The following is a 15,940-nucleotide window of genomic DNA, read 5'->3' on the forward strand; positions in this document are numbered from 1 at the left end:
CAGTGTGGGGTTCAGATCGAGGCGGTCAGATCGGTGCGCTCAGATCGGCGTGGTGTGGATGCGGCTGGCCAGCTCGCGCACTTCTTGCAGCGGGGGCAGGCCGGGGGCGATGCGCTGGATGCGGGCGGCGGCACAGGCCATGCCGAACACGCCTGCGGCCGGCATGGCCTGGCCGTCCATCAGCGCGGCCAGGGTGCCGGCCACCAGGGCGTCGCCCGCGCCCACGGTGGTGGCCACGGGCACGGCGGGCGCGGCAGCCTGCCAGCGGCCCTGGGCGTTGACCATCACGGCGCCTTCGGCGCCCAGCGACACCACCATCTGTTGCACCCCGTACCGTTGCGCCAGGGCCTGGGCCGCGTCGGCCACGGCCCGGGCATCGGGCAGGGGCTGGCCCACCAGCTCTTCCAGCTCGGCCCGGTTGGGCTTGATGAAGGCGGGTGCCACCACCGGGCCCAAGGCCGGGTCGGACAGGCGGGCCAGCAGCTGCCCCAGCACCGCGCCGCCGGTGTCGATCACCAGCTGCGCGCCGCGGCTGGCCAGCCAGCGCGCCAGGCGCTCCCACAGCGCCACATCGGTGCCCGGGGGCAGGCTGCCGGCCAGCTCGCACCAGTCGCCCGGCGCCAGGGTGGCGGCCAGGGTTTGCTGCAGCTGCTGTTCGGCGGCCTGCAAGGCCTCGGGGGGCAGGCTCAGGCCGGGCAGGTTGATGTCGGTGCTGTCGCCTCGCTCGGACACGGCCAGCTTGATGTTGGTGCGGGTGGCGCCGGGCAGGCGCACCAAGGCGTCGGCGATGCCGTGGCTGGCAAAGGCGGTGCGGAACACCGCGTCGTTGTCGGCGCCCAGCCAGCCGCTGGCGGTCACCGGCCGGCCCAGGGCGGCCAGCACGGCGGCCACGCCAATGCCCTTGCCGCCGGCCTCGGTCTGCTCGCCCAGGGCGCGGTGCACCGCGCCGGGCTCCAGCCGGCTCAGCCGCACGGTCTGGTCGATGGCGGGGTTGAGGGTGATGGTGATCAGTCGGGCGCTCATGCCTGCGCCTCCGTGCTGTCTGCGCTGCGCAGGGCCGCGCCCAGGGCGCGCACCTCGTCGGCGCTGTCCAGGTCCAGGGCCCGCTGGGCCAGGGCTTGCAGCTCGCTCAGGCGGTGGCGCCGCAGCAAGGCCTTGATGGGCCCCAGGTCGCCCACACTCATCGAGAGCTCGTCCACGCCCAGGCCCACCAGCAGGGCTGCGCCCAGCGGCTCGCCAGCCAAGCCCCCGCAAACGCCCACCCAGCGGCCATGGCGGCGCGCGCCGGCCACGGTGCGCTCGACCAGGCGCAGCACGGCGGGGTGCAGGCTGTCGGCCATGGCGGCCAATTCGGGGTGCTGGCGGTCCACCGCCAGCGTGTATTGGGTCAGGTCGTTGGTGCCGATCGAGAAGAAGTCAACATGCGCGGCCAGGCGGTCGGCCAGCAGGGCGGCCGAGGGCACCTCGATCATGATGCCGATGGGCACCTCGGGGGCGTCCAGCTCTTCGCGCACCTGGGCCATGCGCCGGCGCAGCTCCAGCACTTCTTCCACGGTGCTGATCATCGGGAACATGATCTGCAGCGGGCCATGCCGGGCCGCCCGGTACAGGGCGCGCAACTGGGGCAGCAGCAGGTCGTCGCGGCGCAGGGCCAGGCGGGCGCCGCGCACGCCCAGAAAGGGGTTGTCCTCCACCGGCAGCTGCAGGTGGGGCACCTGCTTGTCGCCGCCAATGTCCAGCGTGCGCACCACCAGCGGGCGCCCACCCAGGGCCTCGACCATGGCGCGCAGGGCCAGGTACTGGGCCTCTTCGTCGGGCACGGTGTCGCGCTCCAGAAACAGGAACTCGGTGCGCATCAGGCCCACGCCCTCGGCGCCGGCCTCCAGGGCGCGGGCCACCTGGTCGGCGCGGTTCACATTGGCCGCAATCTCCACCGTGTGGCCGTCGGTGGTGGTGGCGGGCAGCAGGCGGTTGCGGGCCTCTTCGGCCTGGCGGCGGGCCAGGCCTTCGATTCTTTCTTGCGCCTCGATCAGGGCGGTGGCGCTGGGGGCCACATACAGTCGGCCCCGGTAGCCGTCGAGGATGGCGGGGGTGCCGCTGTCGGCTTTCAGCAGGTCGGGGCCGCCGGCCACCACGGCCGGCAGGCCCAGGGCGCGGGCCAGGATGGCGGTGTGGGCGGTGGGGCCGCCACTGGCGGTGCAGAAGCCGCGCACCCGCGCCGGGTCGATCTGGGCGGTGAAGGAGGGCGACAGGTCGTCAGCCAGCAAGATGGCATCGGCCGGCCAGGCGCCGCCCACGGCCTCGGAGGGCAGGCCCAGCAGGTGGCGCAGCACCCGGTCGCCGGCATCCTGCAGGTCGGCGGCCCGCGCGGCCAGGGTGGTGTCGGGCAGGGCCCGTTGGGCTGCCACCCGTTCGCCCAAGGCCTGGCGCCAGGCCCAGGCCGCGCCGTGGCCCTGCACGATGCCGCGGCTCACCGCCTGCAGCAGGCGCGGGTCGCGCAGCAGGCCGGCGTGGGCGCTGAAGATGCCCGCCTGCTCGCTCTGGCCCTGGCTGCGCGCCTGGGTGGACCAGGCCTCCAGCTCGGCCAGGGCTGCCTGCAGGGCCTGCTCCAGGGCCTCGGCCTCCAGCGGGGCGCTGCGGAAATGGTCTTCAACCTGCAACACCGCCCCGGCCGCCTGCACCAGGGTGCCGATCACCAGGCCGGGGCTGGCCGCGATGCCGGTGAAGGTCTGGCGCGCCGCCGGCTGCCAGTCGCCCAGCACCTGGCCCAGGCCCTGGGCCTGGCTTTGGCGGAAGCTGGCCAGTTGGGCCTGGCGGGCTTCTTCTTCGCCCAGGCGAACCACGATGGCGCGCAAGGCGCGCAGCGCGTCTTCGGCGTCCGGCCCCTGGGCCGACAGGCGCAGGGTGGCGCCGCGACCGGCGCCCAGGCTCAGCAGGGCGGCCACGTTCTTGGCGTCCACCACCACCTGGTCGTAGCGCACGTGCACCCGGGCCGCAAAGCGCTGGGCGGTCTGGGCCCATTGGCCGGCCGGGCGGGCGTGCAGGCCGTTGGGGTAGCTCAGGGCCACCTCGCGGCCCAGCGCAAAGTCTTCCAGGGCCGAGGGCGCTGGCGCGTCGGCCTCGCCGTCGGTGGTCAGGGCGCGCACGATGTCTTGCGGGTCTTGGGTGCTGATCAGGCGCTGCATCAGGGCCTCGTCGCGCATCAGGCGGGTCAGGCGGCGCAGCACAGCAATGTGCTCGTCGGAGGCCGCCGCAATGGCCACCACCAGGTGGGCCTGCTTGGCATCGTCGCCCCAGCGCACACCGGCCGGCACCTGCAGCACGGCCAGCCCGGTGCTCTGCACCAGGTGGCGGTCTTCGATCATCCCGTGCGGGATGGCCACGCCTTGGCCCAAAAAGGTGTTGGCCAGCTTCTCGCGCTGCAACAGGCTGTCCACATAGGCCGGCAGCGCATGGCCGGCCTGGGCCAGCAAGGCCCCGGCGGCGCGCACGGCGTCTTCGCGGTTGTGGGGGTCGGCCCCCAGACGGACTTCGACCGGAATCGGCATCGCTGTCTCCAAATTGGTATCGATTTCAGGAGCGCATTATCGATGTCGTTTCTCAGGAATGGCAATGATTCGGGGTGTTTTGCGTCTGATAACCAGGGTAATCCCTGTGTTTCAAGTCTGAAAATCAAGATTTGACGAAGGGTGAAAGGCCATTGAACAGCTCATTTTGATGTTGTATTTGGAATCGATACCAAACATGGCAGCCGGCGTTACCATGGAGGCCGGCAAGAGAAAGGTTTCCAGGTGAGCAGTATCAAGGACGTCGCAGCCAAGGCCGGTGTGTCCACCACCACCGTGTCGCGGGTGCTCAGTCAACCTCAGGCGGTGCGCCCGGCGCTGCGCGCCCAGGTTGAAGAAGCGATTGCTGCCCTGGGCTATCGTCCCAATCTGGCGGCGCGTCGGCTGCGGCAACAGCGCGCCTCGCTGCTGGGCCTGATCGTGTCGGACATCCGCAGCCCCTTTTTCACCGATGTGGGCCGGGCCGTTGAAGACATGGCCTACCGCCATGGCCTGCGCCTGATCCTTTGCAACACCGACGAGAACCCCGAAAAAGAGCACTCCTACCTGCAGCTGATGGCCGATGAGCAGGCCAGTGGGGTGATCTATTCACCCACACTGGACGGCCTGCGGCGCTTTCGCGCCTCAGACTGGCCCTTTCCGGTGGTGATGGTGGACCGGGCCCTGCCCGACACCCCGGTGGACCGGGTGCTGCTCGACAACGAGGCGGCTGCGCGCCAGCTCACCGAGCACCTGCTGGCGGCGGGCTACCGGCGCATTGCGCTGCTGGTGGGCCACCAAAGCACCACCGGCCAGGAGCGCCAGGCCGGCTACGAAGCCGCCCTGCAGGCCCGCGGCCTCAGCCCCGAGGTGCACCGTGTGGCCCCCACCCGCGAGGCCGGCACCCAGGTGGCCGCCGCCTTGCTGGCCCAGGCTGACGGGCCCGACGCGCTGCTGGCCTCCAACGGCCTGCTGTTGATGGGGGCGGTGCAGGCCTTGCAGGCGGCGGGCAAGCGTTCACCGGGGCAGATCGGCCTGGCCGGCTTCGACAACAACGACTGGACCGCGTTGCCCTCGGTGGACGTGACCGTGATCGCCCAGCCCACTTACGACATCGGCCGCACGGCGGCCGAGTTGATGCTGCAGCGCATGGACGACCCGGAGCGGCCGGCGCGCAAGGTGGTGCTGGAGGGGCAGTTGGTGATCCGCGGGTCCAGCCGGGGGCCGGACGGCATCAAGGGCTGACGCCGATCGGGGGCGGGCGTCCCCCATCCCCGCCCCGTCAGTGGATAGCCGCGTACATGATGGCCTCCTGGCTGGCCTGATCGGCCGAGAACTCGACCACCACCTTGCCCTGTTTGGCCACCAGGATGCGGTCGGACAGGGCCATCACCTCGGGCAGGTAGGACGAGATCACCACCACCGCCTTGCCGGCATCGGCCAGCCGGTTGATCTCGGCGTGGATCTCGGTGATGGCGCCCACGTCCACCCCGCGTGTGGGCTCGTCAAAGATGATCACGTCGGGGTCTTGCACCAGCGACTTGGCAATCACCACCTTTTGCTGGTTGCCGCCCGACAGCTCGATCACCTTCACATCGCGGCTGATGGCGCGCACATTGAGCAACTGGCTCCAGTGCTCGCCCATGCGGGCGGCGCGGCCCGGGTCGAGCAGACCGAACATCGAGCCCAGCTTGCCCAGCCAGCCCATGTAGATGTTCTGGGTGATGGACATGGTCTCGAAAAAGCCCTCCACCTTGCGGTCTTCGGTGATGTAGGCAATGCCATCGGCCACGGCCTGGCGCGCCACGCGGTAGCGCACCGGGCGCCCGCGCAGCAGCACCTCGCCGCCGTGGAAGAAGTCGCGCTTGATCAGGCCGGCCACCACCTTGAAGGTCTCGGTGCGGCCAGCCCCCACCAGCCCGAACACGCCGGTCACCTGACCCGCAAACACCGACAGCGAGTTGTTTTTCACCATCGAGGCCATGCGCAGGTTGCGCACCGACAGCACGCAGTCGCCCTGGGCCCGCACGTGGGTCTTCCTCTGCCCGTACAGGGTTTGCGACAGGTCGCGCCCCACCATGGCCTGGATGATGCGGGCGCGGTCGAAGTTCTGCTTCAGGTCGGTCACCACGTGCTGGCCGTCGCGCAGCACGGTGATGCGGTCGGCCAGCAGCAGGGCCTCTTCCAGGGCGTGCGAGATGAAGATCACCGACACCCCGCGTGCCTTGAGATTGAGCATCAGGTCGAAGAAGTATTTCTTCTCTTCGGGTGTCAGGCTGGCGGTGGGCTCGTCAAAGATGATGATGCGCGCCTGGTGCAGCACGGCGCGGGCAATCTCCACCATCTGCTTCTTGGCGGCGCCCAGCAGGCTGACCGTGGCCGTGGGGTCGACATCGAAGTTGAGCGACTGCAGAAACTGCTGCGCCGAGATGTACACCCCGCGCAAGCGGTTGAAGAACTGCTCCTGCCCCAGAAACAGGTTCTGCGCCACCGTCATGGTGGGCACCAGGCTGGTCTCCTGGAACACCATGGCAATGCCCGCGTCACGCGCCTCCAGGGGGGTCTTGAGCTGCACCTCGCGCCCCTCGACCAGCATCTGCCCGTCGCTCAGGGCCACCACCCCGGCCATGATCTTGGTCAGGGTGGACTTGCCGGCACCGTTCTCGCCCAGCAGGGCATGGATCTCGCCGCGCCGCAGGTCAAAATTCACCCCGTCGACGGCTGGCACCCCGCCGTATTTCTTGGTGGCCTGGCGCAGCTCCAGCACCACCTCGTCGGCCAGCGGGGCAGGGGCTGTGGCGTGGGGGGAAGCGTGGGGGGAATCCAGCTGAGAAACCGTCATGTCGTACTCCCTGCCGGCTGGGTGTCCAGCCGCAACAAGCGCCCCGCACCGCGCGAGGCCACATACAAGGCGTGGCCCAGCTGGGCCACCGCCGTGATGCCGTGGTGCTGCCCGTCCACCTGGCTGTGCAGCGACGACAGCACCCGGCCATCGGCCGCCACCCTGAGCACCAGACCATAGGAGCGCGGGGGCGCCCAGGGCTTGAGCACGCCCATCTGCTTGACGCCCGCACCCTGCAACGGCTCCAGAAAGCTCTGGCCCGACGACAAGGCCGGCGCGATCCAGTGGCGAGGGTCGATCTCCGCCACCATGCGCTGGCGGTAGGCGGGCTCGCGCAGCACGAACTCGACCAGTTGCGAGCGACACACAAAGCAGCTCAGCCAGAAGCCACCGCTGTCATCCAGCGCCATGCGCGACGGGTAGCCCACCAGTTCGGCGCTCAGCGGGTGGCCCTGGCGCGGGCCGGCGCCGCTGAGGTCGAGTACGCGGTGATGCCAGCTTTCGCTGACCAGCACCCGCGAGCCCAGCGCCAGCACGCCAAACGCGTGGCGCAGCCCCTGGGCCAGCAGCTCGGTCTGCGGCGCGCCCGACGTCCAGCAGCCCACGCGCCCCGTGCGGCCCAGCGTCATCAGGTCATGGCACCAGGCCTCGGTGCCGTGGCGCGAAGAGCCTTCGCTGAACAGCAATCGCCCCTGGGTATCGAAGCCCAGCGCGTTCACGCTGAGCAGCGGCGTGCCCGCCAGCGTCTGCAGGCTGGCCTCGGTGGTCCAGTCGGTGCCCCGGCGGTGCAGGATGCGCAGCTCGCTGCCGGCCAGTGCCACGGCCAGGCGCTCGGGCCCCTGCAGAGCCAGCGCGGTGATGGGGCGGTCAAAGCGCAGCTGCTCCACGGGCGTGCTGTTCTGGTCCAGGCGGTAGAGGGCGTTGCCCGCGCTCATCCACAGCTGGCGCCCATCGCAGGCCAGGTCGTTCAGGCCCGGCAGCTGGGCCACCACCTGGGCCTCGTCCAGGGCCCGGTTCGGCTTGAGGGCGCCGTCCATCACGGGCACGGTGATGGCCGCCTCGCCCCGGCCCAGAAAGCGGTCGCTCAGTTGTCTGAAGGTGGCCAGCATCAGTGTTGCTCCCAGCGTTGTTCGTAATGGGCGAAATCCGCCTTCGCGTCGGGCAGCTTGTAGCGGCCGATGCGGTTGTTGGAAATGCCGCCCAGGTAGAGGTAGCCCCGGTGCTCGCGCATCGAGGTGATCATGGGGTGGTTCTCGCCACCCAGGTCCCACAGGGTTTCAAGCACCTCGCCGCGCTCGCTGAACTTGAGCACGCAGCCGGTGTTGATGTTGGGGAACAGCCATTCGTCCACCGGCACCCGCTTGGCCATGCGGCGCCTGAAGCCCGGCATGCGCATGGCCAGGTCGTAGGCCGGCGCCCGCATGCCCACCAGGGCCATCCAGTAGTGGCCGTCCGAAGCCAGGTTGATGTTGTCGGGGTAGCCCGGCAGGTTGTCCAGCACCACCTCGACCTGGCCCTGGCGCGGCCCGTCAAACCAGTAGCGCTTGACGCAGCAGCCCCAGGTTTCGGCAAACAGGATGGACTGGCCGTCGCTGGCCACGCTGATGCCGTTGGGAAACTTCAGCCTGCGCAACAGGGTGCGGGTGCTGCCGTCACGTGGGTCGTGGCACACGATGCGGCCATTGCCGCGGGCCTCCAGCCCGTCCACCGGCCACTCGTGCATTTCATAGCGGGTGGTGGCCTCGCTGAAGAAGATGCGGCCGTCGGGGGCGATGTCCAGGTCGTCGGCCAGGCGCAGGCGGCTGTCGTCGTTGATCGAGGCCCAGCTGCGGTTGGTTTCATCGGTCACGCAGTGCACCTCGCGCTGTGGCGTCACCTTGTACAGGCCCATGCCGCCCACACAGACCAGCAGGTTCCAGTCGCGGTCAAACGCCATGCCCAGGGGCTGGCCGCCAATGTGGGCAAAGACCTCCATCTCCTGGTAGTCGGGCGCCTTGAACCGGATGATGTCGCCATGGCGCGAGCCCGCATACAGGTGGTTGTCGCGGTCCAGGATCACGTCCTCGGGCGCCTCGATGCGGCCCAGGCCGATCAGCTCCACATCGCGCAGCTTGTTGTTCACGGCCCAGGCGCTGTGTGCCTGGGCACTGCAGTCGGGCGCGGCGGGCAGGCGCAGGTAGGTGGGGCTCACGTACACCTTGCTGATGATGCGGTGGCGGTTCTTGAGCCAGCGCACATCGATGGCGGCCGCTGCGATCAGGATGCCGGCCAGCACCATGCGCGTCACGCCGCCAGGGGCCGACAGCGAGGTCAGACCGTTGGTGATCAGCAGCACCACCAGGGTGCCCACCAGCGCCTTGGTCACCGAGCCGCGGCCGCCCCCCAGGCTGATGCCGCCCAGCACGGCCGCGGTCAGCACCAGCACCTCCATGCCCACGCCGATGTCGGCGCCCGCCGTGGCCAGCCGTGACGCGAAGAAGCAGCCCCCCACGGCCGTCAGCACGCCGCTGCCCACATAGCTCAAGGCCACGGTGCGGCGCACGGCGATGCCGCAGTTGTAGGCCGAGCGGCGCGAGCCGCCGATGGCCATCACATGCCAGCCCCAGCGCAGCCGGGTCAGCATCAGGTGGCCTGCGATGGCCACCACGGCGTAGACCCAGGCCACGGAGGGGATCTCCAGAAACGTGCCGCCGCCCAGAAAATCCCACCAGGCCGAGTCGGGCAGGTTGCCCGCGATCTCGGTGGAATAGCGCAGGCTCAGGATCTCGTACAGCGAGCGGAAGATGATCAGCGTGATCAAGGTGGTCAGGAAGGCGCGCAGCCGCAGATAGCCGATCAGCACCCCGTTGATGCCCCCGAGCAGCGCCCCGGTGACCAGGGTGCCCAGCACCGCGGCTGGCACCGGCCACTTGAGCACGTGCATCATCATCAGCGCACTGAAATTGGTCAGCGCAAAGATCGACCCCACCGATAGGTCGATGCCCCCCACGATCATCACCAGGGCCAGGCCCAGCACCACGAAGCCCACCTCGCCGGCCTGCCGCAAGGTGTCGGCCAGCACGGCCATGCTGTAGAAGTTGGGCAGCAACTGGCCCGAGGCGATCAGCACCGCCAGCAGCAGGATCACCGGGATGGCGGTCTCGGTCCAGCGCTTGGACAGGATCTCGCCCACCCAGTGGTCGGGCCAATAGCGGTAGCGCAGGCGGGTCAGTGTCTCGGACCACGTTGGCGCGTCCGGGCCCTGGCGCGGCGGCGCGCCCGCCTGCAACAGAGGTGGCAAGGTGGTGCTTGAAGGGTCACTCATGGCAGGTTTCCATCCATCGGTGAAGCGCCCCTGGCACAGGGGCAGGCCGGACGCCGGCGTTGGGGGGGCCGGCCCAGCGGCCCCTGGGGGTGCTGAGGCACGGTTGATGCGCGCGCAGCCGCACAGCCGCGCAGGCGGCTTGGGGCTTGGCTTACTTGGCGGCCAGCTTCCAGCAGGTACCGTCGGTGCCGGCGTTTTCTTTGGTGATCGGGATCAGCGTGGTGTAGATGTTCTGCCGCGCCTGGCCCGCCTTGAGGCCGTTTTGCACCAGCCACTTGATCATGGCCGCCATGTTGCTGGCCTGTGTGGGCACGTCGTAGCTGATGTCGTAGTCAAAGCCACCGCTCTTGACCATGTCGCACGCACCCTTTTGCTCGCCGCCGCCCGAGGTGGCGAGGTACACCTTGCCCGTCAGGCCGGCCTCCTTGATGGCTGCGGCGGTGCCGATGTCCATGCCGTCCCAGAAGCCCACGATGCCGCACAGATCGGGGTGCTGTTTGAGCACGGTCTGGGTCAGGGCCTTGGCCTTGGCGGCGTCCCAGTCGGCGGCCTGGTTGGAGACCACTTTCACGGCCGGGTTCTTGGCCAGCACGTTCTCCACGCCCTTGAGGGTGTAGGCGCTGGCGGCCGCCGTGGGGGCGCCCTGCACGATGGCGATCTTGTTCGACTTGCCCTTGCAGGCCTCGACCACCGCGCTGGTGGTGCGCTCGCCGATGTCCACCCAGTCGGCCCCGACGAACACGGTCGACGGCTGCGCCGAACGCATGTTGATCTGCACCACGTAGATGCCCTCGTCCTCGGCCTTCTTGATCAGCTTGGCATAGGTCTGCACATCGGGGTTGTGGATCACGATGGCGGCCGGCTTCTCGGCGATCAGCGACGTGAAGGCCTGGGCGCCGGCATTGGTGTTCCAGTTCGGGTCGCGCGCCACCACCTTCATGCCCGAGGGCTCGAGCTCTTTCTTCAGGCCCTGGTACCAGCCCTGGGCCAGGTCAAAGCCCATGGCCACCGGGATGTAGCCCACGGTCTTGCCCGCCAGCGCCTTCTTGTAGCCGTCTCGAAACGGCTCGTCCAGCCCTTTGCTCTGGGCCAGCGCGCTGCCGGCCAGGCCCAGGGCCAGCGCCAGACCGGTGAGGGTTGTCATCCACTTTCCTGTGTTTTGCATGCTTGTCTCCTTGCTTGTTTGAGGATCAAAAGCGCCTGAGGCCGGGCGTGCGGCGTACCGAAAACGGAAGGGGTGGGGGGCTCTAGATGTCGCCCTGCTGGGCCGTCTCTTCGTTGCGCGGGTTGAGCACCGAGTCGATCAGAATCGCGGCCAGCAGCACCAGGCCCTTGATGATGTTCTGCACCGAGTACGAGATGTCCATGATGGTCATGCCATTGAGCATGGTGCCGATCAGCAGCGTGCCGATCACCACATTGGCCACCCCGCCGCGCCCGCCCGACAGGCCGATGCCGCCCAGCACCACCACCAGCACCACGTCATAGACCATGGTCGAGTTGTAGATGCGGGTGGGCATGCTGTTGACGGAGGCCGCCATCACCAGGCCTGCAAACAGCCCGATCAAGGCCGCCAGAACGTACTCGAAGACGATCACCGGTCGCGTGGGCAGGCCGGTGGCGCGGGCACTGAAGGGGTTGTCGCCAATCGCGTAGATGAACGCGCCGGCGCGCACCTTGCGCAGCAGCAAGGCCATCAGGGCCGAGGCCAGCGCAAACATGATCACGGGCATGGGAATGCCGCCGAGCGAGCCGCGCCCGATGCCGGCCACGGCATCCAGCGCCGCGGGCCACTGCACCACCTCGAGCTGGAAGATGGCCGCCTGGCCCAGACCGGCCAGAAACAGGCCCGAAGCCAGAGTGGTGAACAGCGAGGGCACCTCGGCATAGGCAATCAGCCAGCCATTGACCAGGCCAAAGGCCAGCGACAGGCCCAGCGCCATCAGCCCGGCCGAGGCCATCGACTGCCCGTTGGCCACCAGCTGCAGCATCAGGCCCGCGGGCACGGCCAGCGCGGCAATCATCGAGATGTCGATGCCGCGGCCGATGACCACCACCGCCATGCCCAGCCCCAGGATGCCGAGGATGGCCACGTTCTGCAGCAGTGTGAGCAGGTTGTCGAGGTTGGAGAAGCCGGGCAGCAGCACCGTGAAGCCCAGGAACATCACGATGAACAGGGCAAACACGATGGTCTGCTGGGTGGCACGCAGCTTGGGGAGGGTCATGGTGGGCTCCTAGGGTCAGGTCAGGGCGGCATTGAGCGAGCGGCGCAGCTCCCGCTTGACGAGCTTGCCGTTGAGGTTGCGTGGCAAGGGCTCGGTGTCGATGGTCCAGGTCTCGGGCACGGCGTAGTCGGCCATGCGTTCGGCGCAGAAGGCCTGCAGCACCGGGGCCTGGGTGTCGTCGCCCAGCGCCCGCACGGTGACGAAGGCATGCACGCGTTCGCCCAGCACGGCGCAGGGCACGCCGACCAGCGCCACCTCGATGACCTGCGGATGCTCGGCCAGCACGTTCTCCACCGCGGCGCAGTACACCTTGTAGCCCCCGCGGTTGATGATGTCCTTCTTGCGGTCGAGGATGCGCAGATAGCCTTCGGCGTCCAGGCTGCCGATGTCGCCTGAGCGCCAGAAGCCCCCCCGGAACTCGTTGGCGGTGGCCGCCTCGTTGCGCCAGTAGCCCGGCACCACCATCGGCCCGGCGATCCAGATCTCGCCCACGCTGCCGCGCGGCAACTCGCGGCCATCGTCGTCGACGATGCACACCTCGCCACAGGGCACGGCCTGGCCCACGCTGTCGCGGTGGTGGTCGGTCTGGCCGGGCGGCATGATCGTGGCGGGTGAGCAGGTCTCGGTGGCGCCATAGGCGTTCATCAGCGTCAGGCCCGGCAGGCGCTGGGCCAGCGCATCGATGGTGGCGGTCGACATCGAGGCACCGCCAAAGGCCCCGATGCGCCAGTGCCCCAGGTCGTGCGTGTGCAGATCGGGCAGCAGCAGGCACAGGTTGTACATGGCCGGCACCATGATGGTGTGGGTGATGCGCTCGGCCTCTGCCAGGCGCAAGAACTCGCCGGCCTTGAAAGGGGGCATCAGCACCAGGCAGCCAGCGCAGTGCAGCATGGTGTAGAGCTGGGCCACCAGGCCCGTGACGTGGCTCAGAGGCACCGCCACCAGCGTGCGCTCCTGGGGCCCCAAGGCCATCACCTGCGCAAAGTGCATCACCGAATGGATGATGTTGAGCTGGCAGATCATCGCCCCCTTGGGCTTGCCGGTGGTGCCCGAGGTGTAGAGCAGCACGGCCAGTTCGTCTTCGGGCACGGCATGGGGCTGGGCCATGGCCTCGCCTTGCAGCAGGCCCGACAGGGCGCTGAAACCGGCCACGGCCTGGCTGCCGCACACCAGCCGCCAGCGCAAGCCTGGGGATGGGGCATCGTGCGGAAACCATTCCACCAGCTCGGGCGCGCACACCACGGCCACGGCCTCGGAATCGGCCAGGGCATGGGCCAGTTCCAGCCCCCGGGCCCGGTCGCTGATGGGCACCAGCACGGCACCCATCCAGGCGCAGGCCAGGGCCAACAGCACGAACTCAGGCCGGTTCGCCATGTGCAAGGCCACCCGGTCACCGGGCTGAACGCCCAGCCGGGCCAGACCGGCGGCGTATCGGGCCGCCGTGTGTTGCAGCTCACGCCAGCTCAGCCGCAGCTCGCCTGACACCAGCGCCGGTGCGTCGGGGTGGGTCTGGGCGGCTTTCAGCATCATGTGGGCCAGGCTGGCCGGACGATCGCTGTAGCAGCGCAGCACCCGGTTCTGGAAATGGGTTTCGCGACGCGTCAGGGGCATGCTGTCTCCAGTCTGGGCGGGGTGGGCCTGGGTTGCAGTGGGCGCGCTCAGGACGCCACGCAACAACATCTCCAGGCAGTGGTCCACGGCGTGGCGCAAGGCCTCGGCGCTGTGCTGGCTGGGCCGGTACCAGCGACCGATGCCGCTCAGGGCGCCGACCACGGTGAAGGAGGCCACGGCGGCATCGCCGGTGACGATCCAGCCGGCCAGCATGCCCTCGTCGATCAGGGCCCGGAAATCGGCGTCCACCTGGCGCTTGAGGCGGCGCAGCTCGCGGCGCCGCTCTTCGGGCAGGGTGTCTTCGCCCAGGCGGATCACGCATTGGCCGAAATCACCCGTCACCACGCTGGCGTACAAGGCCATGGCGGCGCGCAGGCGCTCGCGCCCGCTCAGGCCCTGGCCCTGCAGCTGGGCCAGGCCGGTGTGAAACTCGGCCAGGCCCCGTTCCACGCAGTCGAAAAGAATCTGTTCCTTGTTGTCGACGTAGTAGTACAGCGTGGGCTTGGACACCCCCAGGCTGCGCGCAATGTCGTCCAGCGAGGTGTGCTGGAAGCCGTTTTTGGTGAACAGCCGGGCGGCGGCCAGCAGCACGGCTTCCTTCTTGGCCTGACGCGCGGGTTCGCGTTCATGGCGGGTGGCCCAGGGCGAGCCCGCGGGCTCGGGCGACTTGCCGCTCGGGGCGCTTGCAGCAACAGTTTTAGGCACGGGTACCGACCTTTCCTGGCTTCATCGAGATCAGGTTACCGGCGGGTAAGCTTGTCGACTGGCGGAAAGATAGACCTCCTGAAAGGCTTTTCAGCTAAGGAAAACCCTTTGATGCAAAGCACCATCTGTCGGATGCGTGACACCCAGTTCGGGCTTGTTGCCCTCGGTTTGCAGCCAGGCCTGCTCTGGGTCGGACCTCTTCAGGTGGCTGGCTGGGGGCTGCGGACCTGGCTCGGGCAGGACGGCGTTTGAAACAGACCTGACCCCGGCCTGTGACAAGCAAAAAAGCCCCCGGGCCCATGCCAGAAAGCACAGACCCGGGGGCGGGGGGGGCGGGGCGTTCAGTTCAGTGCACGCGCACGCTCACCATGGTCTGGTTCAGCAGTTGGTAGGCGATTTCGCCAAAGGTGATGGGGCCGGCCATGCCGCCGATGGCCTTGCCTTCGAGCTCGCCGAACACAAAGTTCAGGATGCAGTTGCACGACAGGGCCAGGCCGTCCGTGCTCTGGTCCGCCAGGCGAGCGCGGAAGGCCGCAGCGTAGTCACCCACGGGCTTGGCAAAGTGGTAATCCACCCCAGGGAAGACCGGTGCATACAGCACCACCTTGCCGCCCGCCTCGCCCACGCTTTGCAGCGAGGCGTTGACGTGGGCGCCTGCGAAGTCACCCACCAGAGGCAACTGACCATTTTCCAGGCCGCGCTCGCGCACATAGGTGGCGAAATTGGTCGGTTGGCCATTCACCAGGCACTGGTCCACTTCGAAGGCGGTTTGCTCAAACTGCAGCAGGTCGCCCGTGCCGGGTTCGAACAGGTTGACGATCTCGATCGAGGCCAGCTTGTCGGCGGGCAGCTTGACATAGGCCACCACGGCGCGGTCTTCGTACTTGGTGGCGGTGCGGCCGTCGTAGACCTTGGGGTTGACGGTGCCAAGTTGTGACAGATGCACACCCGCGATCCAGCCCACGGTGGGTTTGAGGAAGGCGTCTTCGAAGTTGGCGGCGTCCGCGGCGAACTTCTGATGTGAGCTGCTACCGGCCGGGATGATGGTCACTGCAAAGCCGTTGTCGGGGCCGTTGCGGCTGATGTCACCCAGGGCCTCGGGGCCGTAGCTGGCAAAACTCACTTCGCCGGCGGGCGACAGGTCGGTGGCAAACACCTGGCCGTCTTGCACCACGACGCCACCGGAGGGCACCATGAAGTAGGGGATGGTGCCGCCAATCCAGTTGCCTGCAGGCAATTGGTCCAGCGCGGATTCAGGGCCGGCCAGGCTCAGTGGAGTGCCTTGGCGAATCAGCTCGGCCGCAGCCTGCACAGAGATCAGTTGGTTCATGGTTCGGTCCTCAGAGGGTGGTCAGTTGGGCGACTTCGGTCGGGAGAATGCGCTCCCACTTGGTGAAGAAGGCATGCAACTCGGCGGCCCGTGCGGGCAGCGGATCGGTGCTGCGTTCGATGCGTTTGGCCAGCAATTGGGTGCCCAGGTGCTGCGTGCGGATTTTGCTGAGTCCGCCTGCTGCAAGCTTTTGCCAGCAGGGATGGTTGAGAGCCGGAATGGCCATGTTGTGCTCCAGAGTTGTTCTGACGACCGTAAATATCAATTGATTCGCCGTCTGAGTGTCAATTGTATCTTTATGATCATTAAAAAAACAATAAGCAACAATTTATAACCCGTATTAATGATTTATTTGTTAGCTCGGTCCTTGACAAAACT

General features: G+C 68.2%; 11 protein-coding genes. 1 reads left to right on the top strand and 10 read right to left on the bottom strand.

Annotated features, from left to right (window positions below; all coding sequences use genetic code 11):
• Positions 1-39: 39 nt before the first annotated feature.
• Positions 40-1,023 (bottom strand): 1-phosphofructokinase family hexose kinase, encoded by a 984-nt coding sequence (locus F624_RS0100765; RefSeq protein ID WP_019572336.1) that lies wholly within the window; start codon positions 1,021-1,023, stop codon positions 40-42.
• Complete coding sequence (ptsP, locus tag F624_RS0100770) at positions 1,020-3,548, bottom strand: phosphoenolpyruvate--protein phosphotransferase (protein WP_019572337.1); 2,529 nt, start codon at positions 3,546-3,548, stop codon at positions 1,020-1,022. Before ptsP ends, F624_RS0100765 begins: the two co-directional genes overlap by 4 nt.
• Positions 3,549-3,791: 243 nt before the next feature.
• Here ptsP and F624_RS0100775 point away from each other — a divergent pair, with 243 nt between their 5' ends.
• Entirely contained in the window at positions 3,792-4,790 is a 999-nt protein-coding gene (locus F624_RS0100775) for a LacI family DNA-binding transcriptional regulator (protein WP_019572338.1), read from the top strand.
• Positions 4,791-4,827: 37 nt separating this feature from the next.
• Here the strand turns inward: F624_RS0100775 and F624_RS0100780 are convergent, their stop codons facing one another.
• The 8 genes from F624_RS0100780 to F624_RS0100820 form a co-directional block, all read right to left on the bottom strand.
• The gene (locus tag F624_RS0100780; protein ID WP_019572339.1) at positions 4,828-6,387 is read right to left on the bottom strand and encodes a sugar ABC transporter ATP-binding protein; all 1,560 of its coding nucleotides are present in this window, start codon (positions 6,385-6,387) and stop codon (positions 4,828-4,830) included.
• Positions 6,384-7,496, bottom strand: a complete 1,113-nt coding sequence (locus F624_RS0100785) for an SMP-30/gluconolactonase/LRE family protein (RefSeq protein ID WP_019572340.1) — start codon at positions 7,494-7,496, stop codon at positions 6,384-6,386. The genes F624_RS0100780 and F624_RS0100785 overlap by 4 nt, the downstream gene beginning before the upstream one ends.
• A complete protein-coding gene (locus F624_RS0100790; RefSeq protein ID WP_019572341.1) occupies positions 7,496-9,691 on the bottom strand; it encodes an ABC transporter permease in 2,196 nt (731 codons plus the stop codon). Before F624_RS0100790 ends, F624_RS0100785 begins: the two co-directional genes overlap by 1 nt.
• Positions 9,692-9,842: 151 nt before the next feature.
• Positions 9,843-10,835: a sugar ABC transporter substrate-binding protein gene (locus F624_RS0100795; protein ID WP_157443258.1), complete on the bottom strand. Its 993-nt coding sequence runs from the start codon at positions 10,833-10,835 to the stop codon at positions 9,843-9,845.
• Between the two features lie 103 nt (positions 10,836-10,938).
• Positions 10,939-11,916 carry an ABC transporter permease gene (locus F624_RS0100800; RefSeq protein WP_019572343.1) on the bottom strand — a complete coding sequence of 326 codons (978 nt, stop codon included), beginning with the start codon at positions 11,914-11,916 and terminating at the stop codon, positions 10,939-10,941.
• A 15-nt stretch (positions 11,917-11,931) separates the two neighbouring features.
• A complete protein-coding gene (locus F624_RS32005) occupies positions 11,932-14,232 on the bottom strand; it encodes an AMP-binding protein (protein WP_019572344.1) in 2,301 nt (766 codons plus the stop codon).
• Between the two features lie 346 nt (positions 14,233-14,578).
• Entirely contained in the window at positions 14,579-15,562 is a 984-nt protein-coding gene (locus F624_RS0100815; protein WP_019572346.1) for a DUF6976 family protein, read from the bottom strand.
• A gap of 10 nt (positions 15,563-15,572) precedes the next feature.
• Positions 15,573-15,788 carry a hypothetical protein gene (locus F624_RS0100820; protein WP_019572347.1) on the bottom strand — a complete coding sequence of 72 codons (216 nt, stop codon included), beginning with the start codon at positions 15,786-15,788 and terminating at the stop codon, positions 15,573-15,575.
• Positions 15,789-15,940 lie beyond the last annotated feature (152 nt).

Origin of the sequence: Curvibacter lanceolatus ATCC 14669 (assembly GCF_000381265.1) — a bacterium.
GTDB lineage: Bacteria > Pseudomonadota > Gammaproteobacteria > Burkholderiales > Burkholderiaceae_C > Curvibacter > Curvibacter lanceolatus.